The sequence below is a fragment of the Mesorhizobium sp. ISC11 genome (assembly GCF_037162595.1).
In the GTDB taxonomy this organism is placed as follows: Bacteria; Pseudomonadota; Alphaproteobacteria; order Rhizobiales; family Rhizobiaceae; genus Mesorhizobium; species Mesorhizobium ciceri.
Genome location: NZ_JAVSPW010000001.1, coordinates 2,894,205 through 2,918,327, shown reverse-complemented (window position 1 = coordinate 2,918,327; position 24,123 = coordinate 2,894,205). Strand labels below are relative to the sequence as shown.

The 24,123-nt window shown below is 60.4% G+C and carries 28 protein-coding genes, 1 tRNA gene and 1 pseudogene; 16 read left to right on the top strand and 14 right to left on the bottom strand.

Features of this window, described 5'->3' with window-relative positions; all coding sequences use genetic code 11:
* Positions 1-180: 180 nt before the first annotated feature.
* Positions 181-255, bottom strand: a tRNA-Gln gene (locus tag RPF88_RS14500).
* A 127-nt stretch (positions 256-382) separates the two neighbouring features.
* Complete coding sequence (locus RPF88_RS14495) at positions 383-727, bottom strand: VOC family protein (protein ID WP_013532745.1); 345 nt, start codon at positions 725-727, stop codon at positions 383-385.
* Between the two features lie 222 nt (positions 728-949).
* On the opposite strand from RPF88_RS14495, the gene ppdK reads away from it, so the two are divergent.
* The 3 genes from ppdK to RPF88_RS14480 all read left to right on the top strand — a co-directional run bounded on the left by ppdK (position 950) and on the right by RPF88_RS14480 (position 5,759).
* On the top strand, positions 950-3,628 hold the full coding sequence (ppdK, locus tag RPF88_RS14490) for a pyruvate, phosphate dikinase (RefSeq protein WP_013532744.1): 2,679 nt from the start codon (positions 950-952) through the stop codon (positions 3,626-3,628).
* Positions 3,629-3,746: 118 nt separating this feature from the next.
* Positions 3,747-4,850 (top strand): glycosyltransferase family 9 protein, encoded by a 1,104-nt coding sequence (locus RPF88_RS14485; protein ID WP_013532743.1) that lies wholly within the window; start codon positions 3,747-3,749, stop codon positions 4,848-4,850.
* Between the two features lie 168 nt (positions 4,851-5,018).
* Entirely contained in the window at positions 5,019-5,759 is a 741-nt protein-coding gene (locus RPF88_RS14480) for a polysaccharide deacetylase family protein (RefSeq protein ID WP_013532742.1), read from the top strand.
* 35 nt (positions 5,760-5,794) lie between these two features.
* Here the strand turns inward: RPF88_RS14480 and RPF88_RS14475 are convergent, their stop codons facing one another.
* Together RPF88_RS14475 and RPF88_RS14470 are read right to left on the bottom strand one after the other, a co-directional pair.
* A complete protein-coding gene (locus tag RPF88_RS14475) occupies positions 5,795-6,184 on the bottom strand; it encodes a DUF427 domain-containing protein (RefSeq protein WP_013532741.1) in 390 nt (129 codons plus the stop codon).
* Between the two features lie 147 nt (positions 6,185-6,331).
* Positions 6,332-6,688, bottom strand: a complete 357-nt coding sequence (locus RPF88_RS14470) for a hypothetical protein (protein ID WP_013532740.1) — start codon at positions 6,686-6,688, stop codon at positions 6,332-6,334.
* Between the two features lie 182 nt (positions 6,689-6,870).
* On the opposite strand from RPF88_RS14470, the gene RPF88_RS14465 reads away from it, so the two are divergent.
* Complete coding sequence (locus RPF88_RS14465; protein ID WP_063167687.1) at positions 6,871-8,499, top strand: fatty-acid--CoA ligase; 1,629 nt, start codon at positions 6,871-6,873, stop codon at positions 8,497-8,499.
* Positions 8,500-8,579: 80 nt separating this feature from the next.
* On the top strand, positions 8,580-9,365 hold the full coding sequence (locus RPF88_RS14460) for a DUF1499 domain-containing protein (protein WP_013532738.1): 786 nt from the start codon (positions 8,580-8,582) through the stop codon (positions 9,363-9,365).
* A 31-nt stretch (positions 9,366-9,396) separates the two neighbouring features.
* On the opposite strand, the gene RPF88_RS14455 is transcribed toward RPF88_RS14460, so the two are convergent.
* The gene (locus RPF88_RS14455) at positions 9,397-10,305 is read right to left on the bottom strand and encodes an MBL fold metallo-hydrolase (RefSeq protein WP_013532737.1); all 909 of its coding nucleotides are present in this window, start codon (positions 10,303-10,305) and stop codon (positions 9,397-9,399) included.
* A gap of 117 nt (positions 10,306-10,422) precedes the next feature.
* Between RPF88_RS14455 and RPF88_RS14450 the strand changes: the two genes are divergently transcribed.
* Positions 10,423-11,013 (top strand): biotin transporter BioY, encoded by a 591-nt coding sequence (locus RPF88_RS14450; RefSeq protein ID WP_027164125.1) that lies wholly within the window; start codon positions 10,423-10,425, stop codon positions 11,011-11,013.
* A 92-nt stretch (positions 11,014-11,105) separates the two neighbouring features.
* Here the strand turns inward: RPF88_RS14450 and RPF88_RS14445 are convergent, their stop codons facing one another.
* Both RPF88_RS14445 and RPF88_RS14440 read right to left on the bottom strand, forming a co-directional pair.
* Positions 11,106-11,618 carry a hypothetical protein gene (locus RPF88_RS14445; protein ID WP_244514275.1) on the bottom strand — a complete coding sequence of 171 codons (513 nt, stop codon included), beginning with the start codon at positions 11,616-11,618 and terminating at the stop codon, positions 11,106-11,108.
* A 3-nt stretch (positions 11,619-11,621) separates the two neighbouring features.
* Positions 11,622-11,678, bottom strand: a pseudogene (locus RPF88_RS14440) (Fic family protein); the annotation flags it as partial.
* 483 nt (positions 11,679-12,161) lie between these two features.
* Between RPF88_RS14440 and RPF88_RS14435 the strand changes: the two are divergent.
* Complete coding sequence (locus RPF88_RS14435) at positions 12,162-12,314, top strand: hypothetical protein (RefSeq protein WP_158515784.1); 153 nt, start codon at positions 12,162-12,164, stop codon at positions 12,312-12,314.
* Positions 12,314-13,339, top strand: a complete 1,026-nt coding sequence (locus RPF88_RS14430) for an NAD-dependent epimerase (RefSeq protein WP_063167688.1) — start codon at positions 12,314-12,316, stop codon at positions 13,337-13,339. The genes RPF88_RS14435 and RPF88_RS14430 overlap by 1 nt, the downstream gene beginning before the upstream one ends.
* A 22-nt stretch (positions 13,340-13,361) precedes the next feature.
* Here RPF88_RS14430 and RPF88_RS14425 read toward each other — a convergent pair whose 3' ends face one another.
* From RPF88_RS14425 to RPF88_RS14400, 6 genes are all read right to left on the bottom strand, one after another.
* On the bottom strand, positions 13,362-13,655 hold the full coding sequence (locus RPF88_RS14425) for a hypothetical protein (RefSeq protein ID WP_013532734.1): 294 nt from the start codon (positions 13,653-13,655) through the stop codon (positions 13,362-13,364).
* Positions 13,656-13,661: 6 nt separating this feature from the next.
* On the bottom strand, positions 13,662-13,871 hold the full coding sequence (locus tag RPF88_RS14420; RefSeq protein ID WP_013532733.1) for a hypothetical protein: 210 nt from the start codon (positions 13,869-13,871) through the stop codon (positions 13,662-13,664).
* 11 nt (positions 13,872-13,882) lie between these two features.
* Positions 13,883-14,062, bottom strand: a complete 180-nt coding sequence (locus tag RPF88_RS14415; RefSeq protein ID WP_013532732.1) for a hypothetical protein — start codon at positions 14,060-14,062, stop codon at positions 13,883-13,885.
* Positions 14,063-14,620: 558 nt separating this feature from the next.
* Entirely contained in the window at positions 14,621-15,331 is a 711-nt protein-coding gene (locus RPF88_RS14410; RefSeq protein WP_013532730.1) for an SOS response-associated peptidase, read from the bottom strand.
* 192 nt (positions 15,332-15,523) lie between these two features.
* Positions 15,524-16,303 carry a thermonuclease family protein gene (locus RPF88_RS14405; protein WP_244514276.1) on the bottom strand — a complete coding sequence of 260 codons (780 nt, stop codon included), beginning with the start codon at positions 16,301-16,303 and terminating at the stop codon, positions 15,524-15,526.
* Between the two features lie 49 nt (positions 16,304-16,352).
* Positions 16,353-16,778 carry a calcium-binding protein gene (locus tag RPF88_RS14400; RefSeq protein WP_224674090.1) on the bottom strand — a complete coding sequence of 142 codons (426 nt, stop codon included), beginning with the start codon at positions 16,776-16,778 and terminating at the stop codon, positions 16,353-16,355.
* Between the two features lie 77 nt (positions 16,779-16,855).
* On the opposite strand from RPF88_RS14400, the gene RPF88_RS14395 reads away from it, so the two are divergent.
* The 8 genes from RPF88_RS14395 (at position 16,856) to RPF88_RS14360 (ending at position 23,442) form a co-directional block, all read left to right on the top strand.
* On the top strand, positions 16,856-17,605 hold the full coding sequence (locus tag RPF88_RS14395; RefSeq protein WP_244514277.1) for a hypothetical protein: 750 nt from the start codon (positions 16,856-16,858) through the stop codon (positions 17,603-17,605).
* On the top strand, positions 17,598-18,086 hold the full coding sequence (locus RPF88_RS14390) for an O-antigen ligase family protein (protein ID WP_244514278.1): 489 nt from the start codon (positions 17,598-17,600) through the stop codon (positions 18,084-18,086). Before RPF88_RS14395 ends, RPF88_RS14390 begins: the two co-directional genes overlap by 8 nt.
* A 143-nt stretch (positions 18,087-18,229) precedes the next feature.
* Complete coding sequence (rfbA, locus tag RPF88_RS14385; protein ID WP_013532727.1) at positions 18,230-19,111, top strand: glucose-1-phosphate thymidylyltransferase RfbA; 882 nt, start codon at positions 18,230-18,232, stop codon at positions 19,109-19,111.
* On the top strand, positions 19,112-19,666 hold the full coding sequence (gene rfbC / locus RPF88_RS14380; RefSeq protein ID WP_013532726.1) for a dTDP-4-dehydrorhamnose 3,5-epimerase: 555 nt from the start codon (positions 19,112-19,114) through the stop codon (positions 19,664-19,666).
* A 22-nt stretch (positions 19,667-19,688) separates the two neighbouring features.
* Positions 19,689-20,759: a dTDP-glucose 4,6-dehydratase gene (rfbB, locus tag RPF88_RS14375; RefSeq protein ID WP_013532725.1), complete on the top strand. Its 1,071-nt coding sequence runs from the start codon at positions 19,689-19,691 to the stop codon at positions 20,757-20,759.
* Positions 20,756-21,643: a dTDP-4-dehydrorhamnose reductase gene (gene rfbD, locus RPF88_RS14370; protein WP_013532724.1), complete on the top strand. Its 888-nt coding sequence runs from the start codon at positions 20,756-20,758 to the stop codon at positions 21,641-21,643. Before rfbB ends, rfbD begins: the two co-directional genes overlap by 4 nt.
* A gap of 94 nt (positions 21,644-21,737) precedes the next feature.
* The gene (locus RPF88_RS14365) at positions 21,738-22,487 is read left to right on the top strand and encodes a class I SAM-dependent methyltransferase (protein WP_063167689.1); all 750 of its coding nucleotides are present in this window, start codon (positions 21,738-21,740) and stop codon (positions 22,485-22,487) included.
* Positions 22,488-22,659: 172 nt separating this feature from the next.
* Positions 22,660-23,442 carry a sulfotransferase family 2 domain-containing protein gene (locus tag RPF88_RS14360; RefSeq protein WP_064995165.1) on the top strand — a complete coding sequence of 261 codons (783 nt, stop codon included), beginning with the start codon at positions 22,660-22,662 and terminating at the stop codon, positions 23,440-23,442.
* Here RPF88_RS14360 and RPF88_RS14355 read toward each other — a convergent pair.
* Entirely contained in the window at positions 23,428-24,123 is a 696-nt protein-coding gene (locus RPF88_RS14355; RefSeq protein ID WP_013532722.1) for a class I SAM-dependent methyltransferase, read from the bottom strand. The genes RPF88_RS14360 and RPF88_RS14355 overlap by 15 nt on opposite strands.

Genomic DNA, 24,123 nt, shown 5'->3' with positions numbered 1-24,123 from the left:
GTATGGAAAGAAGGAGATGTTCAAGGCGACACTATCCAGATCATGTGCAAGACCTGAATTTGCCGCGACGGCTTTGGCTCATCTGAATTTATGACACAATCGAACTGTTAGCCGATCGGCTTCATGGAAGATCGCAAAGGTACTCTCGGTCCTAAGTGTCCGGAACGGACCTGAGCGGGATGGCTGGGGCGCCAGGATTCGAACCTGGGAATGTCGGTACCAAAAACCGATGCCTTACCACTTGGCGACGCCCCAATTGCCGTCAGAGTCGCTTGTGCGGCGCGTTATTAGCAGAGCAGCCAAAAAGCACAATGCCCCATGAATGGTGGTGAGAACGCCTGTTTGGGCAGCAAAAGCAACGCCACCAGACGGCACCAGCTGGCTATTCGGACCACACCGCCATCTCGTTGCCGGCCGGATCGGCAAAGTGGAAACGGCGGCCGCCAGGGAACGCGAAGATCGGTTTGACGACCGTGCCGCCGGCGTTTTCGACAGCCTCGAGGGTCGCCTCCAGATCCCTGCTGTACAGCACCGGCAGCGGCTTCGATGGCGCTTCGGCGGCGTCGGCCTGAAAACCCCCGTCCAGGCCTTCGGCAAAGGCCGAATAGGTCGGCCCATAGTCAGTGAACGACCAGGCAAAGGCGGAACTGTAGAAGGCCTTCAGCCGGTCCAGCGTTCCGCCCGTAGCCGGCATTTCCAGATAGTCGAGTTTTCCGGACAGTTTCATAGCCACCTCTTTGTTCACTGTATGTTCTACTCCAGAATCCCCGGCATAGCAAACCTTTTTGCCGCATCCTGAGGCACGGCTTTGCTTAATCGATTGTAGTGGCCGGGCGGCTTTGCCGACGCCTTGCCTTTCGCACTGCAGCATCATATCGCTCCAAGGGCGGACCGGCGGAACTTTCCGTTTCGCCAATCTTTCCAATCTCCTGCAACCGGAGAGCGATGCATGACCAAATGGGTTTTCACCTTTGGCGATGGTGCGGCGGAGGGCCGTGCCAGCGACAAGAATCTCCTGGGCGGCAAAGGCGCCAACCTAGCCGAGATGTGCAGCCTGGGGCTGCCGGTGCCGCCGGGCTTCACCATCACCACGGAGGTCTGCAACGCCTACTACGCCAACGGCCGTATTTATCCGGCCGGGTTGGAAGCCGATGTCGCGGTCGCGCTCGATCACATCGGCCGGCTGACCGGTCGTCGGTTCGGCGACCCGTCGAAACTGCTGCTGGTGTCGGTGCGTTCTGGCGCTCGCGCCTCGATGCCCGGCATGATGGACACCGTCCTCAATCTCGGCCTGAACGACGAGACGGTCGAGGCGCTGGCCGCCGATTCCGGCGATGCGCGCTTTGCCTATGACAGCTACCGCCGCTTCATCCAGATGTATTCCGATGTCGTCATGGGTCTCGACCACGAAGTGTTCGAGGAAATCCTGGAGGACCAGAAGGGCGGGCTCGGGCACGAGCTCGACACCGAACTGACGGCGCTCGAATGGCAGGGCGTCATCGCGCTCTACAAGGCCAAAGTCGAGGAAGAGCTTGGCAGGCCGTTTCCGCAGGATCCGCATGAGCAGCTCTGGGGCGCGATATCAGCCGTGTTCTCGAGCTGGATGAACAACCGCGCCATCACCTATCGCCGCCTGCACGATATTCCCGAAAGCTGGGGCACGGCGGTCAACGTCCAGGCCATGGTGTTCGGCAATATGGGCGAAACCTCGGCCACCGGCGTTGCCTTCACGCGCAACCCATCGACCGGCGAAAAGATGCTCTATGGCGAGTTCCTGGTGAACGCGCAGGGCGAGGACGTCGTTGCCGGCATCCGCACGCCGCAGAACATCACCGAAGCGGCGCGTATCGCAGCAGGCTCGGACAAGCCGTCGCTGCAGAAGCTGATGCCTGACGCGTTCCAGTCCTTCGTCACCATCTCCGATAGTCTGGAGAAGCACTACCGCGACATGCAGGATCTCGAATTCACCATCGAGCGCGGCAAATTGTGGATGCTGCAGACCCGCTCCGGCAAGCGCACCGCCAAGGCGGCGCTGAAAATTGCCGTCGAGATGGCGCGCGACAGGCTCATCACGAAAGAGGAAGCCGTTGCCCGTATCGACCCGGCCTCGCTCGACCAGTTGCTGCATCCCACCATCGACCCCAAGGCCGCGCGCGACGTCATCGGCATCGGACTGCCGGCCTCGCCCGGTGCCGCTACCGGCGAGATCGTCTTTTCCTCAGCTGACGCCGAGGACTTGAAGACACAAGGGCGCAAGGCGATCCTAGTGCGCATCGAGACCAGTCCCGAAGACATCCACGGCATGCATGCGGCGGAAGGCATCCTGACCACGCGCGGCGGCATGACCAGCCACGCCGCGGTGGTGGCGCGCGGCATGGGCAAGCCTTGCGTCTCGGGTGCCGGCTCGCTGCGCGTCGACTATAGGGCCGGCACGCTGCTCTCGATGGGGCAGACCTTCCGCAAAGGCGACATCATCACCATCGATGGCGGCAACGGCCAGGTGCTGAAGGGCGCGGTTGCCATGCTGCAGCCTGAACTGTCAGGCGATTTTGCCGCCATCATGGAATGGGCGGACGCGGTGCGGCGCATGAAGGTGCGCACCAATGCCGAAACACCGCTCGATGCGCGCATGGCGCGCTCCTTCGGCGCCGAAGGCATCGGGCTTTGCCGCACGGAGCACATGTTCTTCGACGGCGACCGCATCGTCGCCATGCGCGAGATGATCCTGGCCGACACCGAAAAGGACCGGCGCGCCGCACTCGCCAAGCTTCTGCCCATGCAGCGCTCGGATTTCCTCGAACTGTTCGAGATCATGGCCGGCCTGCCGGTGACGATCCGACTGCTCGATCCGCCGCTGCACGAATTCCTCCCCAAGACCGAGGCTGAAATCGCCGAGGTCGCCGCCGCCATGAACGTGTCGCCCGACAAGCTCAGGCAGCGCACCGAGGCACTGCACGAGTTCAACCCGATGCTCGGCCATCGTGGCTGCCGCCTGGCCGTCTCCTACCCCGAGATCGCCGAGATGCAGGCACGGGCCATTTTCGAGGCGGCCGTGGAGGCCGGCAGGAAGGCCGGCGCCCTGGTGGTCCCCGAGATCATGGTGCCGCTCGTCGGCCTGGTGAAGGAACTCGACTACGTCAAGGCGCGCATCGATGCGGTTGCCAAGAGCGTCATGGAGGAAACCGGGGTCAAGATCGACTATCTCACTGGCACGATGATCGAGCTTCCCCGCGCCGCCATCCGCGCGCATGTCATTGCAGAATCAGCCGAATTCTTCTCCTTCGGCACCAACGACCTGACCCAGACGACCTTCGGCATCTCGCGCGACGATGCGGCCTCGTTCCTGGAAACCTACCGCCAGAAGGGCATTATCGATCAGGACCCGTTCGTCTCGCTCGACATCGAGGGCGTCGGCGAACTGGTGCGCATGGCCGCGCAAAAGGGCAAGGCGACGCGGCCCGACATCAAGCTCGGCATCTGCGGCGAACATGGCGGCGATCCGGCCTCGATCCGCTTTTGCGAAGAGGTCGGCCTCGACTACGTGTCCTGTTCGCCCTATCGCGTGCCGATCGCCAGGCTGGCGGCAGCGCAGGCAGCGGTGCTGGTTGCGAAAACAGGCCGCGGATAGGATCCATCCAGCTTACCGTTTTGTAAGACAATTCACGCGAACGTGCTGGCCGCGCCGCGTAATCTCGACATTGTTCCTGCCCAATTTGCGGCCATCCGCAAATTGCTCCCGGAAACAGATGCTGCAGATCTCTCCCGCGCCGCTCCGCTCGATCCTGGTCATTCAAACCAAGTTCATAGGAGATCTCGTCCTCGCCTCGGCGCTCGCCAAGAACCTGCGGCTCGAATTCCCCGGCGCCAGCATCGTCTTTCTGTGCGAGGCCCGCTTCGAGAGCTTCGTGATCGCCCATGGTATCGCTTCCGAGGTGGTCGCATTCAGGCGCGACCGCATGCGCGGCACGCCCTTGGAGCGCGGGAAGGAGCTCTACGCCATGGTGCGGGCGTTGCGCCGCTTCCGCTTCGACCTGACCATCGACCTGACCGATTCGAAGACGTCGCGCATCCTCACCGGGCTCGTCCACGCAAAGACCCGTGTCGGATACAATCCCTCCGAAAGACCCTTGCGTATGCTGGAGCGGCAGCCCGCCAACGTCCTTGCCAAGCCCTACGGCTTTGATGGCCAGCATTTCCTGTACCGCTACCTCTCGCCGCTCGAAGCGCTCGGCATTGAACTTCGCACGGTGATTCCGAACCTTCAGCCGCTGCCATTGGAGATGGCGAAAGCATTGGCGCTCCTGGATAAACACCATCTGCGGCCAAATGCCTTCATCGCCGTGCATGCGGGTGCAAGCTTCGAGGGGCGACGTTGGCAGCCGGAGCGGTTTGCAGCAGCGATCGTCGAGATTGCCGGCGAGACCGGCCTGGACGTCGTCCTGGTGGGCGGCCCGGACGAGCGCGAGATCGCCGAACGCATCGTCGCCAGGACCGCGCCGCCGGTCGTCAATCTCGTCGGTGACCTGTCGCTTGAAAGCCTGCTGGCGGTGCTGAAACAGGCCCGGCTGTTTCTTGGCAATGAGAGCGGCCCGATGCACATGGCGGCAGCCACTGGGACCCCGGTTGTCGGGCTGTTCGGTCTGACGGAGCCGTCGCGCTGGGGTCCCGTCGGCGTGCCCAGCATCTCGCTCCAGCCGCCGATGCCTTGCGCCTGCATGGCCGAGGACCTTTGCCGCGCGCCGGATCCCAGCAAGGCATGCTGCGTCTGGGGCCTGGAAGTCAAGCCGGTGGTCGACGCGGTGCGCGAGGTTCTTTCGCGCACCGAAATGCAGCTGGAATGCGTCATCTGAGATCATGGGTCGCATGCACGACTCTCGACGCGGTGGAATGACCCCTTCGCCACAGGCACGGTCACATTGTCGCGTGGAGCGCTTTTCTGCTATGCATCATCCTGATTTCCGCCTTCATGCGGGTCTTTGGGATGCCTGCTTGAAATGACGGGTCAGGAAATCGGTTTGATGCGCCTGCTGCAAAAAAATCTCTGGATGATCGCCATGTCGTTGGCGATGGCATCCGCCGGCCATGCCGCGCCGCTCGTCGAGCCGACGCTGCACATCAGGCCGCAGGCGAGCGGCGCCGGCCGTGTGGCACTCACGCTCGATGCCTGCGGCGGACAGACCGACAGCCGGATCCTTTCGGCGCTGGTGGACAACAAGATCCCCGCCACCATTTTCGTGACCGGCATCTGGCTGAAGCGAAACGCCGCCGCCGTCGAGATCATGCGGGCGCATCCCGATCTGTTCGAACTGGAAAATCACGGCGGTCACCACATCCCGGCGGTCGACACGCCGCGGAAAATCTACGGCATCCGCAGCGCCGGCAGCCCGGATGCGGTGCTGGCCGAGGTCGAATCGGGGGCCGCCGCTCTTGCCGGGACCGGCGAGCCGGCGCCGAAATGGTTTCGTGGCGCAACCGCCGAATACAGCCCGTCGGCAATCGCCATGATCCGCAAGCTTGGCTTCAAGGTCGCGGGATTCTCGATAAACGGCGACGGCGGCTCCTTGCTCGGCGCCAAGGAAACCGCGCGGCGCATCGCGGCGGCCAAGGACGGCGACGTCATTATCTCGCATATCAACCAGCCGACCCATGCGGCAGGCGAAGGCGTGGTGCAGGGGCTGCTGGCGCTCAAGGCCAAGGGCTTGACCTTTGTGCGGCTCGACGATGCCGAGGGCATCGGCAATAACGGCACCACGGAGTGAGTGGCCAGCCGAGCGTATCCCGCTTCGGCGTTGGCTCAGTCCGGTTTGGCTTCGATCGTGACCTTGCTGGCGTAGAATGCGCCGTGGTTGCCGATTTCAGCCATCTCGTCGAAAGGCCGTTCATAGGCCCACATGGCGTTCTGGCCGGTCTCGCCGGCAGGCAGCACGCTCCAATAGCTTGCATCGCCCTTGTAGGGGCAATGGGTCGAGTGGTCGGTGCGGCCAAGCTTGCCGAAATCGATGTCGGCGAACGGAATGTAGAAGGCCGCCGGATAGGGAGCTTCGGTCAGCACCTTGGCCTTCGCTGTTGAAGCGATGACCACGTCTCCGGCGCGCACGGTAACGGTGCCGGCATAGGGCTCGATGGTGATGATTTTGTCCGGGTTGCGTTGGAAACCGGGTGCGGGGTTGGCGATCTGATCCATGCGGCGGCTCTCCTTGCGTCGACTTTGAGATGTGTCGCGCAAACGCATTGTTCAAGGCCTGCCGTCGCCATGCAACACGCAAACACCTGCCCAGGCCGGCACTGCCGGATCGCGCCTCCGAATATCCTCGATACTTGTCGTCAGCTGTCAGGCAGCGGCCTTGAACACGTCCATGAGACCCGCATAGGCGGCAGCAATACCGGCGACCGGGTTGCTGCTTCTCGATACGGTCTCGACCTTCAGGGAACCACCGCCGGTCGGCAAGGTGAGCAGCAGGAACTGGCGGTTTCCGCCATCGCCGACTGACGCGGCTGCGACGTGCTGGTCCTCGCCCTGGTTCTGGACGCACATCTTGAACAGCAACGTGCCGCCGACCGCTTCCAGCGCGCCGCCGACAACTTCAACAAATTCATCTTCGGAAACAGTCTTTGTGTCCGGCACCAGATCGGCCAGACTTTCGGCAAGCGTACTCTCGAGAGCCTTGTCGTCGAGCTGCGCGTCCATGCGAACCTCTTTCAGTCGCCAATCGCACCCCTTTGCCCGTTAACGAAGCTTAACGCCGACGATGGCCGGATTGTGGCGGTTGTTCCCAATGCAGTGCTCGGCCGTATTGGCGGCTGGACAATCCGTCGGTTCGCTCCACAATGGGACAAAAAGCACAACGCAAAAGCGTGAGGGAGGACCGAATGCTGGGACTGATGCAGGAATGGCCGCTGCTTTGCCATAAGCTCATCGACAATGCCGAGCGGCAGCATGGCATGCGCGAGATCGTGTCACGCTCGATCGAAGGGCCGATCGTGCGCACCACCTACGCCGACATCCATCGTCGCGCCCTGAAGGTCGCCCAGCGGCTGGAGCGCGACGGCTATGGGTTGGGCGACCGCATCGCGACGCTGGCCTGGAACACCGCCCGCCACATCGAGGCCTGGTACGGCATCATGGGCATCGGCGCCATCTACCACACGCTCAATCCGCGGCTGTTTCCCGAGCAGATCGTCTGGATCATGAACCATGCCGAGGACAAGGCAGTCTTCGTCGACCTGACTTTCGTGCCGCTGCTCGAGAAGATCGCCGGCGCCGTCAAGTCGCTGAAACAGGTGATCGTGCTGACCGACAAGGCACACATGCCGCAGACGACGTTGCCCAATGTGGTCGCCTATGAAGAGTGGCTTGACGAGGCGGATGGCGACTTCGCCTGGAAGACCTTCGACGAAAGCACCGCCGCAGGCATGTGTTACACCTCCGGGACCACGGGCGATCCCAAGGGCGTCGTCTACAGCCACCGTTCGAACGTGCTGCACGCCATGATCGCCGCCATGCCCGACGCCATGGGGTTGTCGTCGCGCGACACGATCCTGCCTGTCGTGCCGATGTTTCACGCCAATGCCTGGGGCCTTGGCCAGAGCGGGCCGATGATCGGCGCCAAGCTGGTCATGCCCGGCTGCAAGATGGACGGCGCCTCGATCTATGAACTGCTCGATACCGAGAAGGTGACCTTCAGTGCGGCCGTGCCGACCGTCTGGATGATGCTGCTGCAGCATCTGGAGGAGACCGGCAAGAAGCTTCCCTATCTCAATAAGGTCGTCATCGGCGGCTCGTCCTGCCCGCGCGCGATCATGACGAAGTTTCAGCAGAACTACGATGTCCAGGTCATCCATGCCTGGGGCATGACCGAAATGTCGCCGCTCGGCACGCTGTGCACCCTGAAGCCGGACTATGCTGGTCTTGAGGGCGAAGCCCGGCTCGATGTCCAGCAGAAACAGGGCTATCCGCCGTTCGGCGTCGAAATGAAGGTGACCGACGACGACAACAATGCGCAACCCTGGGACGGCAAGACATTTGGCCGCCTGAAAGTGCGTGGGCCGGCCGTTGCCCGTGCCTATTATGGCGGCGCCGGCGTGGAGCAGTTCGACGGGGACGGCTGGTTCGATACCGGCGACGTCGCCCACATCGACGCGGGCGGCTATATGCAGATCACCGATCGTGCCAAGGACGTCATCAAGTCCGGCGGCGAATGGATTTCGACCATCGACCTCGAGAACCTGGCTGTCGGTCACCCCGATGTCGCCGAGGCGGCAGCCATCGGCGTCCACCATTCGAAATGGGGCGAACGGCCGCTGCTGGTCGTCGTCCGCAAACCGGGCAAGGAACCGAGCAAGGCTGATATTCTCGACTTCATGGACGGCAAGGTGGCCAAATGGTGGATGCCGGACGATGTCGCCTTCGTCGGTGAAATTCCGCACACCGCCACCGGCAAGATCCAGAAGATCACCTTGCGCCAGCAGTTCAAGGATTATCGCCTGCCGACGGATTGACGCGATGTCGCATGTTTCGGCTTCATGGCATCGCAAAAAGGTTCTAAGTCTCCGTTCGGGTTGGGGTGGTGCGGCAATCGATGGCAAGTATTCCTGAACGGCAAACGTCGAGGGCGGCCGGATGGTCGCGGCGCACGGCCGCTTTTTCGTTGGTGCTGCTGCTGACGGTCTTTGTCGGCCATCGCTTCGATCTCGTCGAAACACCTGTCTTTCTGTGGGTGCTCGGCATTGTCGCGCTGCTGGCGGCGATGGCGCTGTTGTTTGCCGGGTTTGCCTTTTCGCGGCTCTGGAATTTCGGCGACCGCGGCGGTCGCGACCTGACGGTCGGCGCGCTGCTGGCGCTGCTGGTGCTCGCACCCTACGGCGTCGCCGCCTACTGGGCGACGATCTATCCGCCGCTCAGGGACATCTCGACGGATTTCGACGAACCGCCGGCGCTCGACGTGAGCGACCGCAAGAAGGATATGAACGTGCTTGCGCCGTCGACGCCTGGGGAACAGCGGCTGCAGACCGATAGCTATCCGCTGGTCAGCGCACGCAGCTACGACCTGCCGTTCGAGACTGTCGTCAATGCCGTCGAAACCGTACTCGACCGGCGCGACTGGGATCTATCGGAACCCTATCCTGATCTCGCCGGGCAAAGCGAGGTGACCATCACCGCCGTCGCCAAGGGCTTCGTGATCGGCCTTCCCGCCGATGTGGCGATCCGCGTGACGGACGATGGCGATACGGTCATCGTCGACATGCGGTCGGCGTCCCGCTACGGTCGCTACGACCTTGGCGACAATGCCGCGCGTATTGTCGATTTCCTTGCCGAGCTCGACCAGGAAGTCGCCGGTCAGGTTGGCGCCGCGCCGGCCGAGTGAGGCACGGGCACTTGGCAGTGGGCTGCGTTGCCTATCCGGCCGGCGTGAAAATGCCGTCGATGGCCGGTGCGGCATCGGTCACAACCAGACCGCGCGCCGTCAGATCCTCGAGATGGGCAAGCACCGACAATCCGGCGGCGCCATGCAGCCGCGGATCGGTATCCCTGTAGATCGCCCTGACCATGTCGGGAATCGTCCGGTCGCCTTCTCTGACCCGCTCCAGGATGGCTCGCTCGCGCATCTTGCGGTGCGTCTTCAGCCCGCGCATGAAAGCGCGCGGTGCCGTCACCGGCCCGCCATGTCCGGGCAGCAGCAAGCGGTCCTCGCGGTCGATTAGACGGTCCAGCGAGGCCATGTAATCGGCCATCGCTCCATCCGGCGGGGCGACGATGGAGGTTGCCCAGGCCATGACATGATCGGCCGAAAACAGGATGCCGGTTCCTTCCAGCGCGAATGCCGCATGATTGGCGGTGTGGCCCGGGGTCAGAACCGTCCTGATCGACCAGCCGTCGCCATCGACCGCCTCGCCGTCGGAAAGGGCGATGTCGGGAACGAAAGCCATGTCTGCACTGGCGTCGAGCGCATTGGTCTCGCCGATGTGCAGGGCTCTTGCCGGCCGGTGCGGCCCCTCGGCCAGCACGATGGCGCCGGTGCGCTCTTTCAGCCGGGCCGCCAGCGGGGAGTGGTCGCGATGCGTATGGCTGACGAAGATATGGCTGACTGGCCGGCCTGCGATCACTTCGAGCAGGGTCCGCAGATGCGCCTCGTCATGCGGCCCCGGATCGATCACCGCCAGCGTATCGCGGCCAATTATGTAGCTGTTGGTGCCGTGAAAGGTGAAAGGGCTTGGATTGCGGGCCGTGATGCGCTGGACATCGGGCGCGACGCTCACCCCCTGGCCATAGAGGGGGTCGAAGCCGGTCTCGAACTTCAGTGCCATGCATCGGTGCCTTGTTTGGGGAAACGGCAAAACCGATTGCCGCATAACACGCAAGCCAATATAGGAGGATGTGAGGCCGCGAACATCTGGTAGCGGCAATCGGATTGGGGAAATACCATGGCAATTGCAACTACGATGCGTCCGCTTGTTTCTCTGGCTCTGCCGCAAAGCGGCGCGGCGCGGCTGGCAACGCAGCTTTTCCTGGCCATCGCCGGAACGCTTGTGCTGACACTGTCGGCCAAGACCAAGGTGATGCTCGGGCCGGTCGACATTTCGATGCAGACGCTGGCCGTGCTGCTGATTGCCGCCGCTTTCGGCATGCGTCTCGGCGTCGCCACCCTGCTGCTCTACATGGCCGAGGGCGCCATGGGCTTCCCCGTCTTCCAGAGCACGCCTGAAAAGGGTCTCGGCATTGCCTACATGCTCGGCTCGACCGGCGGCTATCTCGCCGGCTTCGTGGTCATGGCGGCCATTGTCGGCTGGGCGGCGGATCGCGGCTGGGACCGCCATCCGATCAAGCTTTTCAACGCCATGCTGGTTGGCGAAGTCGTCATGATGGCGATGGGCTTTGCCTGGCTGGCGCTGCTCATCGGTCCGGAAAAGTCGTGGCAGTTCGGCGTCGTGCCGTTCATCGTCGGCGACCTGATCAAGGTGGCTCTCGCGGCAAGCCTGGTGCCGGCCGTCTGGACGCTGCTCAAGCGCGGCTGAAGCCCGAGCAGACCAGCGGCTTGAGCAATCAAGCCTTGGCTGGCGTGGGGTGATTGGCGGATTTCAGCGTGGCGTCTGCCAAGTAATCACACTTAGGTTTCTGGAAACAGCTTCGGAAACAGTGAATCCAATGCGTTGGCCGGAAAGCGTATCGACACCGGACCTTTGGGTGTTTCCGACGCCAACAGACCGAGCGCGATCACCTCATTGAACACGCGACGCGCCGTGCGTTCGGGTAGTCCGCTAATGCGAGACGCTTCGCCGCGTTCAAATTCGCCGCGCATTAGCGCTTCCTCCAGGAGGCGGGCGGCTTCGGGTTTGAGGCCACTGCGCTCGACGTAGCGACGCAGCCGCTTCGCGAGCGTGTCGAGATCGAACAAGCCGGTCATAAAGTTCACCTGATCGATGCACACCTGCATGAACCATAGCGTAAAGTCGCCGAGTGCGCGCTCGGAGAGGTTGCCCCGTCCGTCGAGATCACCCTGGCGGGGCATATCGGCATGATCCATCATGCGCTTGTAGTCCGTGCGGCTTTTCACGCCGCGCGCTAGACCGCGTGAGATCGACCACAGCCCGTGCGCGGCGATCCCAGCCTCATGGGCCATGGCGTGGCTCATCAAACGGCTGACGCGGCCATTGCCGTCGGGGAACGGGTGAATGTAGTTGAAACGCTTTCTTCCATGTCTGGCCGATCTTGGCTTCTGCTAAATACGTAATTATAAAGATATATTTCGAATTTGCCCGGATGTTTGGCCGATCTTATGGCCGATGATCGGTACCCTCCGCCGGCCATACGCATCTGATTAGGTTGCCGTCCCGACGACACCAACATACAGCTGCTTCGGAACGCAATATCTCCGCTCTCTAGATCGATCTGTCTCGGCTCCCAGGCGACTTGCCAAGGGGTTGATCGCCGAAGCGGTGCTGGAAATTACATCGCATTATTGGCCCTATCGTTCGGCGTTGGTGCGTTGCAGACGGTATCTTTTCAATCGCATAAAGCAATGCTGTTGATCAAAAGTTCCCGCACTGTTGATCCGAGAAATAGATGCTTGCTGGAGCAGCCGCGCTGTCGTAGCTCTTGGTCGTTGGCAGTCGGATTCTGGTGATGGGGGTGGCCTTTGAGGAAAATTGTCCGGACCTGAGGAATGAAGGACATTGACGTCGTTATCGTGGCCGTCGGCCACAGGCAGTTCCGCGCTCTGGGCGTCGACGGCCTGCAGGCTCTTTGCAAGACCCCCGGCGTCATTTACGACATCAAGGGTCTGTTTCCCAGGCATGTCACGGATGGGCGCTTCTGATGAAGGTTCTGGTCACCGGCGCGGCCGGCTTCATAGGGTATCACGTAGCCAAGCGGCTGCTGGAGCGCGGTGACGAGGTCGTCGGCATCGACAACGTCAACGACTACTACGATCCGGAAATCAAGGAGGCGAGACTGCGGCTCCTGGACGAGGCGAGCCGCAAGACCAATGCCGGCTACCATTTCATCCGCGGCAATCTCGCCGACAAGAGCGTGGTCGACGCCTGCTTTGCCGACCACGCATTCGACCGGGTGATCCATCTCGCCGCCCAGGCAGGGGTTCGCTACAGCCTGGAAAACCCGCACGCCTATGTCGAAAGCAACATCATCGCCTACACCAACATGCTGGAGGCCTGCCGCAACAGCGCCGTCGCGCACCTGACCTATGCCAGCACCTCGAGTGTCTACGGCGCCAACACCGACATGCCGTTTTCCGAGCATCGTCCGGCCGACCACCCGCTGCAGTTCTACGCCGCGACCAAGCGCGCCAACGAGCTGATGGCGCACAGCTACAGCCATCTGTTCGGGCTGCCGACGACCGGGCTTCGCTTCTTCACCGTCTATGGCCCCTGGGGGCGCCCGGACATGGCGCTGTTCCTGTTCACCAAAAACATCCTTGCTGGCGAGCCGATCAAACTGTTCAACAACGGCAACCACACGCGCGACTTCACCTATGTCGACGACATCGCCGAAGGCGTGATCCGTGCCAGCGACAGCCCGGCCACGGGCAATGCCGCCTGGGACTCCAGCCGTCCGGATCCGGCCACAAGCAGCGCCCCCTGGCGCATCTTCAACATCGGCAACAACAACCCGGTTAAGTTGACCGCCTATGTCGAGGCGCTGGAAAACGCGCTCGGCCGCAAAGCCATCGTCGAACTCTTGCCGCTGCAGCCCGGCGATGTGCCCGATACCTTCGCCGACACCTCGGCGCTGGAGCAGGCGGTCGGCTACCGCCCGACGACGACAGTGACCGAGGGCGTCGGGCGGTTCGTCGAGTGGTACAAGGCGTATTTTGCGCGGGCATAGCGGAAGACGCCGGGTTTCATGCTCAGATTTTAAATGGTGTCTCGTTGCCTTCGTCAAGCTCTAGCGGAACAGGCAGATAAGCATTGGCAATTAGCCAGTCGCTGACGATCGTTTTGATCAAATCGGACTTGGAAACTTCCATCTCCGCTGCGATTCCAAAAAGTAATTCGTCTGTTCTCGTGCCCAGATCGACACCGGCGACGTTTCTAAGCATCAGGGCGGCCCTACGAAGTACAATTTGAAGGTCGGCGCGGGATATGTCCGCTATCTGGTCGGCGGCGCTCTCAAGCTCTCCTGCAAAGATCAGGCGGCTCATTGAAGGTCACTCCAGCACAGGCGGAGTAGGATCGTACCCGATTGAAACTATCCCCGGATGCCGATGGGCGATGGCGAGTATCTGGGTCTCAAGCTCACAGTTGTAGGCCATGAGCGCCTTCACGGTCTCAAGAGGGCTGTCGTAGCGGGCGATCAGCTTCACCGCTTCAGAGTGCAGTTCGGATTTGGCTTCGGTGTCGAAGTGCATTGTGCCCATGGTGCCTACTCCTAACGCGTCGCGCGGCGCTGCGGGGTGAGTGCGTCAAGTCGTTCCTGAAGGTGCCCGTTGAGCACGATCATTTCCTTGAGCGCTTTCATCACATCACCCTTGTGGACTGCAATGAAATCCTCGGCGTGGGCCTGGAGGGCAGCCTCCTGGCGGCTGTTCAGTGTCACAATTCGATCCATGGCATTACTCCATACGCTGCATGGGCGTAGTGAACAAAAAGGGAACATAAATGTCAAGAGTGAATTGACTCGGCGAGGAACTCATTCCTATTTTTGGCTATGCCGGAACAGAGCAGACGACCGCGCCGCCTTGTCCAGACCCTGTGCCGAGCGCATGAGGTTGGTCAGCTAATCCGTGTCCGGTGCATCAACTGCAACATTACACGCCACTATCTCCCCGGGGACCTCGCCAAATTGGTGGGGGACATTCCGTTTTGGGACGTTGACCGGCACATGCGCTGCGAGCGCTGCAAACGCCGCGAGCTTGATGTGGACATTCTGCTGCCAAGCGCATCGGAGGGCATGAAGATACGCGTGAGGCGACTTGTTGAAATCCGCATGGTACGACGCGTGATCTGGAGGGATGAATAACTGGCGCTAACAGCCCAACATTTCAATCACGTGCCGCCGATTTGCTTAGCGCCGCTTACGACGAAAAAACATCACGACCAAGATTGTAAGAAAGATGGCAATCGCAAGGCCCGGTGCAACGTCCGAGAGTATCCGAAGGCCAGCCATCTAGAACAACGAGCCTTGGCTTGGCGGTACTGGTGCCTGCTCGGGAAACTTGATCTGTGTGGCAGGCTTCTCGACAATCACAAGAGCATCATCCGGCGCTGTGCGTTGTAGCCGCTTCGCTTCCGACCATGGCGCTGTCAGCCAAGTCTCTGTTTCCTCTTGCGTCCTCAGGATCACCGGCATAGCTTTTTCATGGATCGGCTTGATGAGGGCATTGGGCGCGGTCGTCATGAAACCGTAAAGCTCGAAATCGCCGGGGCCGTCCTTTACCTTGCGGACCCCATGCCATGGCGTCCAGAGGCCAGCGAAGAAGAATAACGGGCGGTCCTCATTGAGCGCGAACCAATAGTTCCGCTGAATGCCTGTCTCGCGGTCTTTATCGCCGGGAGTTGGGCTGGGCTCTGCGAAGCTTGTTACCGGCACCACGCAACGGTTCTCGACGCCGACATACTGTTGCCAATGGCTGTACTGCGGGTTGCGAATGTTGGTAGTGCCGTAGTCAGCCTTGCCCTTGACGCGCTCGGCCGGCGTCGGCATTCCCCACAGGAGATTGGCTAGCTCACGGCCTTCAGGGGCGTTACGCACCACTGGGCCGGGCTGGTTGGGATAGATGTCAACGGACGGTTCAAGGTTGCCTAGGATGTCCCGCAAAGTCCGGGTCCACTGGCGGACCGCCTCTTGTGACGTGGTGATGTTGTAGAGATTGCACATGCGGTGAATGTGCCTAGCAGCGAACCGATCAGCAAGCCCCAACGGGGATATCCTGTTGCGACTAGCCCCGGTAATAGATCACCGTAGGATCAAACCAGTGTACCCGTACCGACCAAAAGAGAGAAAGAGGGGCTCCAAACCGGAATTTCTCGACTGTTGGGCCACTGACCAGTCCTCCGTCGTTCTCGGTATTTAGCAAAGCGTTTCGCACGCAATCCCGTCACTATCGCGATCCAGCCTGCCGCCCCATGAGCAGTTGCTGAGATACCATTGGGCTTCAGCGCAAGAGCTTATCTGAGAGCATTTACGGCGAGGCTCGCACGAATAGCCTTGTGACTGAGCCTGACGGCCTATGATACCGAGAGGCTGATTGGCCGCGGGCTGCGTATCTTCGGCGTGCTCGGCGCGCCACGTCCATGGGTCTTCGAAGAAGCCTTTCCACAGGCCGAGCTTGGCAGCCTTGGCGACCGCTTGTTGGGATGCATAGCCGCCATGGCTGTATTTGGGCCAGTCGAGGGCCAGCCCATTCTTGACGAGCCAGGCCGCCACGTCGGCTCCGTCCGCCCGGTAGCAATTGCCAACGAAGCGTCCGTATTGATCCCAAGTGACAAACTCGCATCGTAAGGGCTTCGATTTAGCCATGAATTTTTCGAGGGAAGTTTTGGCCTGCCATCCACATGAATACCGAAAGTGCTTCGCATCCTCGCACTGTTGATCATACTCGGGTGCGTCGATGCCGTTGAACCGAACGCGCGTCCCATTGATCTCAATTGTATCGCCATCAACTGCCGATGCGCGGCCTTGAAGCACTTCCCCGTTGGTTTGCTGACTGGGTGCGGCCGGTTCCTCGACCTGCCGTGTAACGCTCTGGGTGAGATTGCTGGCCTCCGGTCTGATCTCAACGGTGGCCTTTGGATTTGGCGAGGTAATGCCCGGTCTCTGGTACGGAACGGGATAATAATACGCGGCCAACGCAATGACTGCGAGCCAGCCTAGCCCTCCTTTCCTTGTTCGAGACAACCTATTTTCCCTCGCACCCAATGCCGTCGCGATCACCATCGAGCCCGTTAGGATCAGAGCCTGTGATCTGCACCCCAGGGGCAACCACTGCATTGTTTCCGCTGCCGCCTGCACAGTCCAAATCAGCGCTACGGGCTCGGGTCGCACCTCGGTATCCGTTGAAGACTGCCACCGCGCGCGCTCCGTCGCCTTCAATACGCGTGTTTTGGCTATTCGGATTGAACGGATCGACAGTTTGCAAAAGCATATTTGAGCGGTTCGCATCGCCGGCAGCGAGCGTCACCGAGTCATAATTATTCAAATAGTCGGCAGTGCAGCCTGAGATGAACGCAACAACTGTTGCGGTCGAAAACCAACGCCAATTCATGAAGGTATCCCCCGACACCAAACCCATCATGCACCTTTTGAATTTTGTTGTCGAATCCACTCTCTAATCCGTTTGCCTTGTGACTGGGCGTTTCCCATACAAGGCGCCGGGAGTGCTTTATTGGGTAAGGTCGATTCTTGAGCTATTGGGTATTTTTGGGTATTTTTTTAGGTATGGCCATGAAGATCGGTTTCCTGCAAATCACCCCTGAAACCCTTGCTTTGGTCTCGGAGATCGACGAATTCAAAGGGGCCGTGTTCTGTTTTCAAATCGTGCCGCTGCCTGCCGCCCTGTTGAGCGGATTGCGGCCTGAGGTTCTACTTGCAAATCCGTGGCTGAGCGGTGAAACCGGGCTGCGTTTCGTCAGTGTCGGCGTGGGACGTACGATCGAGTGTCTGTTGTATTTCGTGGCGATGGCTGCATTCTTTCTGAGCGTCACCCGCTTGCGCCCAGATCAGGTCTACGGCCTTCTGCCCTTCTTTTTCATGGGTGTCATCTGTAACGGATTGGCTGCGGCGATCCAGTATTCACTCTCCGATACGGTTGCCATACAGGGTTTGTTGCCGTTCACGATCAATGCGGGACTGTTTGCCAACCAGAACCATTTTTCAGCTTTGCTCTTCGTCTCCATCCCCTTCGTTGTCTACTACGGCCTGTTTCGCGGGCACCTTCTGTCCGGGTCGCTCGGCTTGATAACGCTGCTGCTGTTGCTTCTGGCCGCCGGTTCGCGCGCCGGTATTCTGATAGGGCTGGCGATCACCATGGTATCAGTCGTCTTTCTGTCCGCGCGCTCGAGGCTGGGCGGGTATGGAATACCCGCTGTCTTCATCGGGCTTTCACTCTACACGATCGGGGGCGTGGACGAAGATCGATGCGGAAGTGGTTGACCCGGCCTTTGGACGGGCCGAATTTGCCCGCACGACGATCGCGGGAATTGAAGAGAACTGGGCGACGGGCGTCGGCTTTGGGAGTTTTCCGAAGGTCTATCAGATTTACGAAAAGGGAGAGATGATCTTCAAGCCCTACGTCAATCACGCCCACAATGATTATCTGGAATTGGCACTTGAAGGTGGCGCTCCTGTTGTCTTTCTGGTCGCAGCTTACGCGATATTGCTTTTTGCGTTTTCCGTTACGGCACGGCGAGATCCGCTGCAGAAAATGGCGTTTCTCTCAGTATCGTTTCTGCTCGTTCATTCTCTGGTCGATTATCCCTTGCGAACGGCGGCACTGGCGATGACCTTCGCCTATATGAATGGCGTTATCTTTCACAAGGGACTTGCTGAGCGGCTGAGCCAGAGAGGCGAGTCGACCGCCGCCCATGATGACAATCTGCTTGTTCCCGTCAGGCCGGCCCTGGCAAGACGATAGCAATGCGTCGCCTGAATTGGCCATGGATTGGCGCCGGATCGTGACCCAGTCATTTGACGAACGCCGAGATTGACAAGCCAGTGCATGGAACCTAAGCACGGGCGGCTAGGGCCGGGGGGTTCAGGCATGTCAAGGAGAGCTTCTTGAAAGGAATTATCCTTGCTGGAGGCAGTGGAACGCGTCTTTATCCACTAACATTAGCAGTCTCTAAGCAAATTCTGCCGATATACGACAAGCCGATGATCTATTATCCGCTGAGCGTTCTGATGCTCGCGGGTATCCGAGAGATTCTGATCATTTCGACGCCGCGTGACCTGCCGGTTTTTCGCGATCTGCTTGGCGATGGATCGGAGTTCGGGCTCGACCTGTCCTATGCCGAGCAGCCGCAGCCCAACGGGCTGGCGGAAGCCTTCATCATCGGCCGCAATTTTATCGGCAAGGACAACGTGTCGATGATCCTCGGCGACAACATCTATTTCGGCGATGGGCTGTCGCAGCTTTGCCGCGACGCTGCCTCGCGCGAAAAGGGCGCTTCGGTGTTCGCCTATCATGTCGAGGATCCCCAGCGTTATGGCGTGGTTTCCTTCGACAAGGCCACGGGAACGGCGCTGACGATCGAGGAAAAGCCGCAGGTGCCGAAATCCAACTGGGCGGTCACCGGTCTCTACTTCTATGACAACGATGTCGTCGACATCGCCCCTGCCATCCGTCCCTCGGCGCGCGGTGAGCTCGAGATCACGGCGGTCAACAACGTCTACCTTGAGCGCGGCCAGTTGCATGTGCATCGGTTGGGGCGCGGCTATGCCTGGCTCGACACCGGCACCCATGACAGCCTGCATGAGGCCTCGTCCTTCGTGCGCACCATCGAGCACCGCCAGGGCATCAAGGTCGCCTGTCCCGAAGAGATAGCCTTTGAACAGGGTTGGCTGACTGTGGACCAGGTTCTGCGTCGCGCCGATCACCTGGGCAAGAACGAATATGCCGCCTATCTGCGCCGGCGTGTCGTCGACCTGTCGGAGGCCTAGGTGCTGGAAGTCAGGCCCCTTGGCATCGATGGCGTTCTGGAAATCGTTCCGAAGCGACATGGCGACGCGCGCGGCTTCTTCGTCGAAACCTACAATGCCGAGCGCTTTTCGCAGGCCGGCATAGACTTGGCTTTCGTGCAGGACAATCATTCTTATTCCGCCGCGGCGGGCGTCTTGCGAGGGCTTCATTATCAGCTTGCGCCGCGCGCCCAGGACAAGCTGCTGCGCGTCATCCGGGGCAGCATTCTCGACGTTGCGGTCGACATTCGCCGCAGCTCCAAAACTTTCGGAAAATGGGTCGCTCTCGAAGTGTCGGCCGAAAAGGGCAACCAGATTCTGGTGCCGAAAGGCTTCGCGCACGGCTTCGTGACGCTCGTGCCCGACACCGAGGTCCTGTATAAGGTGACCGATACCTATTCGCAGGCGCATGACCGGTCGATCCGTTTCGACGATCCCGCCATCGGCATCGAATGGCCGTCATTGACCGGCGGGTTCCAGCTCTCGGACAAGGACCTGAAGGCGCCGCTGCTGGCTGCCGCCGAGGTGTTCGCCTGATGGGTTATTTGAGGACAGCGGCATGAATTTTCTGGTGACGGGCGGTGCTGGCTTTATCGGTTCGGCGGTATGCCGGCATCTATGCGCCAACCCGGCCTATCGGGTGACCAATCTCGACAAGCTGACCTATGCGGGAAACCTGGCCTCGCTGCGGCCGATCGAGAACGCACACAATTATCGCTTCGCGCAGGCCGATATCTGCGACGAAAGGGCCGTGCTCGACATCCTCCGGCGCGACGATATCGACATCGTCATGAACCTTGCCGCCGAGAGCCATGTCGACCGCTCGATCGATGGGCCGGGCACTTTTATCGAGACCAACATCGTCGGCACCTACAAGATGCTCAATGCCGCGCTGGAGTACTGGCGCGGCCTGCCCGAGGACAGGAAGAGCCATTTCCGCTTCCATCATGTCTCGACCGATGAGGTGTTTGGCGATCTTCCGTTCGATGGCGGCATGTTCGTCGAGGAAACGCCCTACGCGCCATCCTCGCCCTACTCCGCCTCGAAAGCGGCCTCGGACCATCTGGTGCGGGCCTGGCACGAAACCTATGGCCTGCCGGTCGTGCTTTCCAATTGCTCGAACAACTACGGACCCTATCACTTTCCCGAAAAGCTGATCCCGCTGGTCATCCTCAATGCGCTCGACGAAAAGCCGCTGCCGGTCTATGGCGCCGGCGCCAATGTGCGCGACTGGCTGTTCGTCGAGGATCACGCACGCGCGCTGGAACTTGTCGCGACCAGGGGACTGTCCGGCGAAAGCTACAATGTCGGCGGCAATTCCGAGCGGACGAACCTTGGCGTCGTCGAGACGATCTGCGATCTGCTCGACAGCAGGCGGCCGCGGGCAGGGGGCAAGAGCTATCGCGACCTGATTTCCTTCGTCACCGACCGCCCCGGTCACGATCGCCGCTATGCCATTGACGCCTCGAAGATAGGCCGGGACCTGGGCTGGACGCCCAATGAGAATTTCGACAGCGGCCTCGCCAAGACCGTCGACTGGTTTCTCGACAACAAATGGTGGTGGGGACCGATCCGCGAGCAGCGCTACGCCGGTGAACGGCTGGGCGAAGCACGCAAGGGGGCGGCGTGAGGCTGGTTGTCACCGGACGCGACGGGCAGGTCGCGGCAAGCCTCCTGGAGGCCGCCCAGGCGGCCGCCGGCGTTGAGGTCATCGCCATTGGCCGTCCGCAACTCGACCTTGCAAGACCCGACACGGTGATCGAAGCCATCGCGGCCGTGAAGCCGGATATCGTCGTGTCGGCTGCCGCCTACACGGCGGTGGATCAGGCCGAGGACGAGCCCGATCTGGCATTCGCGGTGAACGCCGTCGGCGCCGGCAAGGTGGCGCAAGCGGCGGCGCTGCTTGGCGTTCCCGTCATCCATCTATCGACCGACTATGTCTTCGACGGCACCGCCCATGGCGCCTATGTCGAGACCGACGCCACTGCACCGCGCAGCGTCTATGGCGCCTCCAAGCTTGCCGGCGAACAGGCGGTTGCATCGGCCAATCCGCGCCATCTGATCCTGCGCACGGCATGGGTCTACAGCCCGTTCGGCAAGAATTTCGTGAAAACCATGCTGCGGCTGGCCGCTGACCGCGACGAGATTTCGGTTGTGGCCGATCAGTGGGGAAATCCAACATCGGCACTTGATATCGCCGACGGCATCTTTCATATGGCGCGGCACCTCAAGGCGGACCTGAAGTTTGCGGAGTGGGGCGTCTACCATGTGGCGGGCGACGGCGACACAAATTGGGCCGAGTTTGCACAGCGCGTCTTCGTAACGAGTCTGGAAAGGGGCAGGCCGTACGCTGCGGTGCGCGGCATTTCGACGTCAGACTATCCGACGAAGGCGAAACGTCCTGCGAATTCACGCCTCAACTGCGGTAAAATGGCCGCTACGTTCGGCTGGCGGTGCAGATCTTGGTACACCGCGTGCGACGAGGTGGTTGAGCGGCTGACGGCCCGTTTGTAGGACCTTGCCAAAGTCATCTAATTGCAGTGTCAGGCCACGATGATACGAGCGGCAACCACACAGATCAATATCGACTCGCCTGGAGTACTTGCGAATGAAGGATGCCAACCACGGACCAGATGTCGTCGGGAAAAGCTACCTAGAGACGATCGCCGATATCCACTCGGCCCTAAGGCCGCGATCCTATTTCGAAGTTGGAGTCCAGTTTGGAAATACTCTTGAGCTGGCCAAGTGTGAAACGGTAGCGGTCGATCCCTACTTTGTCTGTGCAAAGAACATCATTGGCTCCAAGCCCCGCTGCTTTCTCTATCAGCAGACCAGCGACGATTTTTTCAAGAAAACGCGTCCGAGCAAGATTTTGGGCAAGCCTGTAGATTTGGCCTTTCTAGACGGCATGCATCTGTTCGAGTTCCTCCTGCGCGACTTCATCAACACCGAAAGAGAGTGCGCGGAAGGCTCAATCATTCTGCTGCACGACTGTCTCCCTCCCGGCTACAAGATGACCACCAGGGATATGAAAACGGCGATCGAACCTGCTGACAACAACTTTCCAGGGTGGTGGGCAGGTGACGTATGGAAGGTAGTTCCCACCCTGCTGAAGTATCGTCCCGATCTATCCGTGACTGTCACGGACTGCGCGCCGACCGGGTTGGTCGTCGTTACCAATCTCAACCCCGAGAGCACGGTTCTGCAGGACGCCTATGATGATATCTTGAAGACATTCAAAGCTGACAATCGGGACGAGTATGACGACTATTGGAAGTCGGTCAAAATCGTTCGTGAAACGGCGCTCAATATCGCGGCAAGGCACCGGCCGTTCGACGGATGCGGAAAGAGTTCCTGATATGGAAGCGATGGCCGAGCGGGTGACTGGGTTGGTCTCGTCTGCCCCCCGCGCGCCCGCTCCTATAAGTCGGAAGATCGCATCTTTTCGAAAGGCGACAGCCCAATTGACTCTGCGACGCTGTCAGCGCAAGTAGGTTTTCACTTTTCCGTTATCTGGATGTGATACCTGCATGATACCTGCTCTATTCCTTCATATTCAGAAGACCGCCGGGACGTCCATACTTGCAAAGGCATCCGAGCTGTATGGTCGAGAAAATTGCTGCATGCACGGCGATTATCTCAGCCGCACACCGGAACAACTCGAACCCTTGATGATGGTATCCGGCCATTTCGGTTTCGATTACGCTGAACGCTTCATGACGGGACGTTACAGCTTTACCTTCCTCCGGGATCCCGTTGAACGGCTGCTTTCATATTACAGCTACTGTCGTGGCGCGACGAGAGATGAGTATGAAATCAATACGTTGGCACATGACAACGATGCTGAAATGTTCTTTCGGGCAGGAGAGACGGCTGACTCCAAGTTCGCTTCGCACATGTGGAATCATCAAGCATGCCAACTGGCGTCGGGCTGGGGCGCCTCGTTGGTCGGCAAGAGCGATATCGAGCCAGGCGGGTTGCCGCCGGACGAGCTCCTCGATCGGGCCAAAGCCAACCTAGCTCGCTTCGATTACGTTGGGCTGGTGGAGAATTTCGAGGCCGACAACGCCGCAATCTTCGCCGCGCTTGGCGATACATCGTCGAACGTTTTCCGGATCAACGCAGCGCCGGTCCGAACGATGCGAGAAGAACTGCCGTCATCGACCCTGGACCTGTTGGCGACGTTGACCGAGATCGATCAGCAACTCTACGGCTGGGCGGTCCGATGGCGGGCGTCAGCGTATCAAACCCATAGAGATGGTACTGCGGCGGTTGCCGAATACGGGGCACGGCGTGCGTCACGCCGTGGCTAGCACGAAGCAGCGCTGGCTTCGAGGATGATCGAAGCGAACTTCTCTTTCGATGTGCCAGCCTGTCGATCCCGCCATAAACTCAATGTCGGCGACCTTATAATGATACGGGTCCGCGTCACCGTAAGTGGTTATGCCGCCTCTCGGATGTGAGATAGGCCGCCACAATGGCAGGCCATCATCACACACAAAAAAAGTCGCGAACAACCTACCGTCAGTCGCCATTGTCGGCCGAAGCTTCTCAAGGCAAGTTCGAATGAGGTTGATTGGCAGGTGCGTGAACAGCGACAAGGCCAAGGCGTAGTCGAACGTGGTACCCAATTTGCCAACGTCAAAATCACCGGTCACCAGCAGATTGGCCCGCGGCACTTTGTTGGCCAGTCCCAACGGCGCCAGTTCCCTGTCGTATCCGGCGTCCATGATGCTAGCATTTATGTCCGCGCCGAAATAATTACCCGCGTCAAGATAATTGGCGAAGTGGACCCCGCCCCGGAAACTGCCGCAGCCAAGGTCAATCAGCCTGTGACGGGGCTGCAGGCCATTATCGACCAGCAAGTCGAATTGCAAGCGGCCGATTTCATCCCACATTCCACCGATGATCTGGCGATGGTCGCCTGACTCCATCGCTCGGGCGATGGCGTCCGTGCGATGATAAGCGCTTGGAAGTCTTTGATCGTTGGTCAT

Bases quoted from the DNA above. Each gene is read 5' to 3' on its own strand.
- RPF88_RS14495 (WP_013532745.1), bottom strand. From the start codon at position 727: ATGAAACTGTCCGGAAAACTCGACTATCTGGAAATGCCGGCTACGGGC.
- ppdK (WP_013532744.1), top strand. From the start codon at position 950: ATGACCAAATGGGTTTTCACCTTTGGCGATGGTGCGGCGGAGGGCCGT.
- RPF88_RS14485 (WP_013532743.1), top strand. From the start codon at position 3,747: ATGCTGCAGATCTCTCCCGCGCCGCTCCGCTCGATCCTGGTCATTCAA.
- RPF88_RS14480 (WP_013532742.1), top strand. From the start codon at position 5,019: ATGCGCCTGCTGCAAAAAAATCTCTGGATGATCGCCATGTCGTTGGCG.
- RPF88_RS14475 (WP_013532741.1), bottom strand. From the start codon at position 6,184: ATGGATCAGATCGCCAACCCCGCACCCGGTTTCCAACGCAACCCGGAC.
- RPF88_RS14470 (WP_013532740.1), bottom strand. From the start codon at position 6,688: ATGGACGCGCAGCTCGACGACAAGGCTCTCGAGAGTACGCTTGCCGAA.
- RPF88_RS14465 (WP_063167687.1), top strand. From the start codon at position 6,871: ATGCTGGGACTGATGCAGGAATGGCCGCTGCTTTGCCATAAGCTCATC.
- RPF88_RS14460 (WP_013532738.1), top strand. From the start codon at position 8,580: ATGGCAAGTATTCCTGAACGGCAAACGTCGAGGGCGGCCGGATGGTCG.
- RPF88_RS14455 (WP_013532737.1), bottom strand. From the start codon at position 10,305: ATGGCACTGAAGTTCGAGACCGGCTTCGACCCCCTCTATGGCCAGGGG.
- RPF88_RS14450 (WP_027164125.1), top strand. From the start codon at position 10,423: ATGGCAATTGCAACTACGATGCGTCCGCTTGTTTCTCTGGCTCTGCCG.
- RPF88_RS14445 (WP_244514275.1), bottom strand. From the start codon at position 11,618: ATGGCCCATGAGGCTGGGATCGCCGCGCACGGGCTGTGGTCGATCTCA.
- RPF88_RS14435 (WP_158515784.1), top strand. From the start codon at position 12,162: ATGAAGGACATTGACGTCGTTATCGTGGCCGTCGGCCACAGGCAGTTC.
- RPF88_RS14430 (WP_063167688.1), top strand. From the start codon at position 12,314: ATGAAGGTTCTGGTCACCGGCGCGGCCGGCTTCATAGGGTATCACGTA.
- RPF88_RS14425 (WP_013532734.1), bottom strand. From the start codon at position 13,655: ATGAGCCGCCTGATCTTTGCAGGAGAGCTTGAGAGCGCCGCCGACCAG.
- RPF88_RS14420 (WP_013532733.1), bottom strand. From the start codon at position 13,871: ATGGGCACAATGCACTTCGACACCGAAGCCAAATCCGAACTGCACTCT.
- RPF88_RS14415 (WP_013532732.1), bottom strand. From the start codon at position 14,062: ATGGATCGAATTGTGACACTGAACAGCCGCCAGGAGGCTGCCCTCCAG.
- RPF88_RS14410 (WP_013532730.1), bottom strand. From the start codon at position 15,331: ATGTGCAATCTCTACAACATCACCACGTCACAAGAGGCGGTCCGCCAG.
- rfbB (WP_013532725.1), top strand. From the start codon at position 19,689: ATGAATTTTCTGGTGACGGGCGGTGCTGGCTTTATCGGTTCGGCGGTA.
- RPF88_RS14365 (WP_063167689.1), top strand. From the start codon at position 21,738: ATGAAGGATGCCAACCACGGACCAGATGTCGTCGGGAAAAGCTACCTA.
- RPF88_RS14360 (WP_064995165.1), top strand. From the start codon at position 22,660: ATGATACCTGCTCTATTCCTTCATATTCAGAAGACCGCCGGGACGTCC.
- RPF88_RS14355 (WP_013532722.1), bottom strand. From the start codon at position 24,123: ATGACCAACGATCAAAGACTTCCAAGCGCTTATCATCGCACGGACGCC.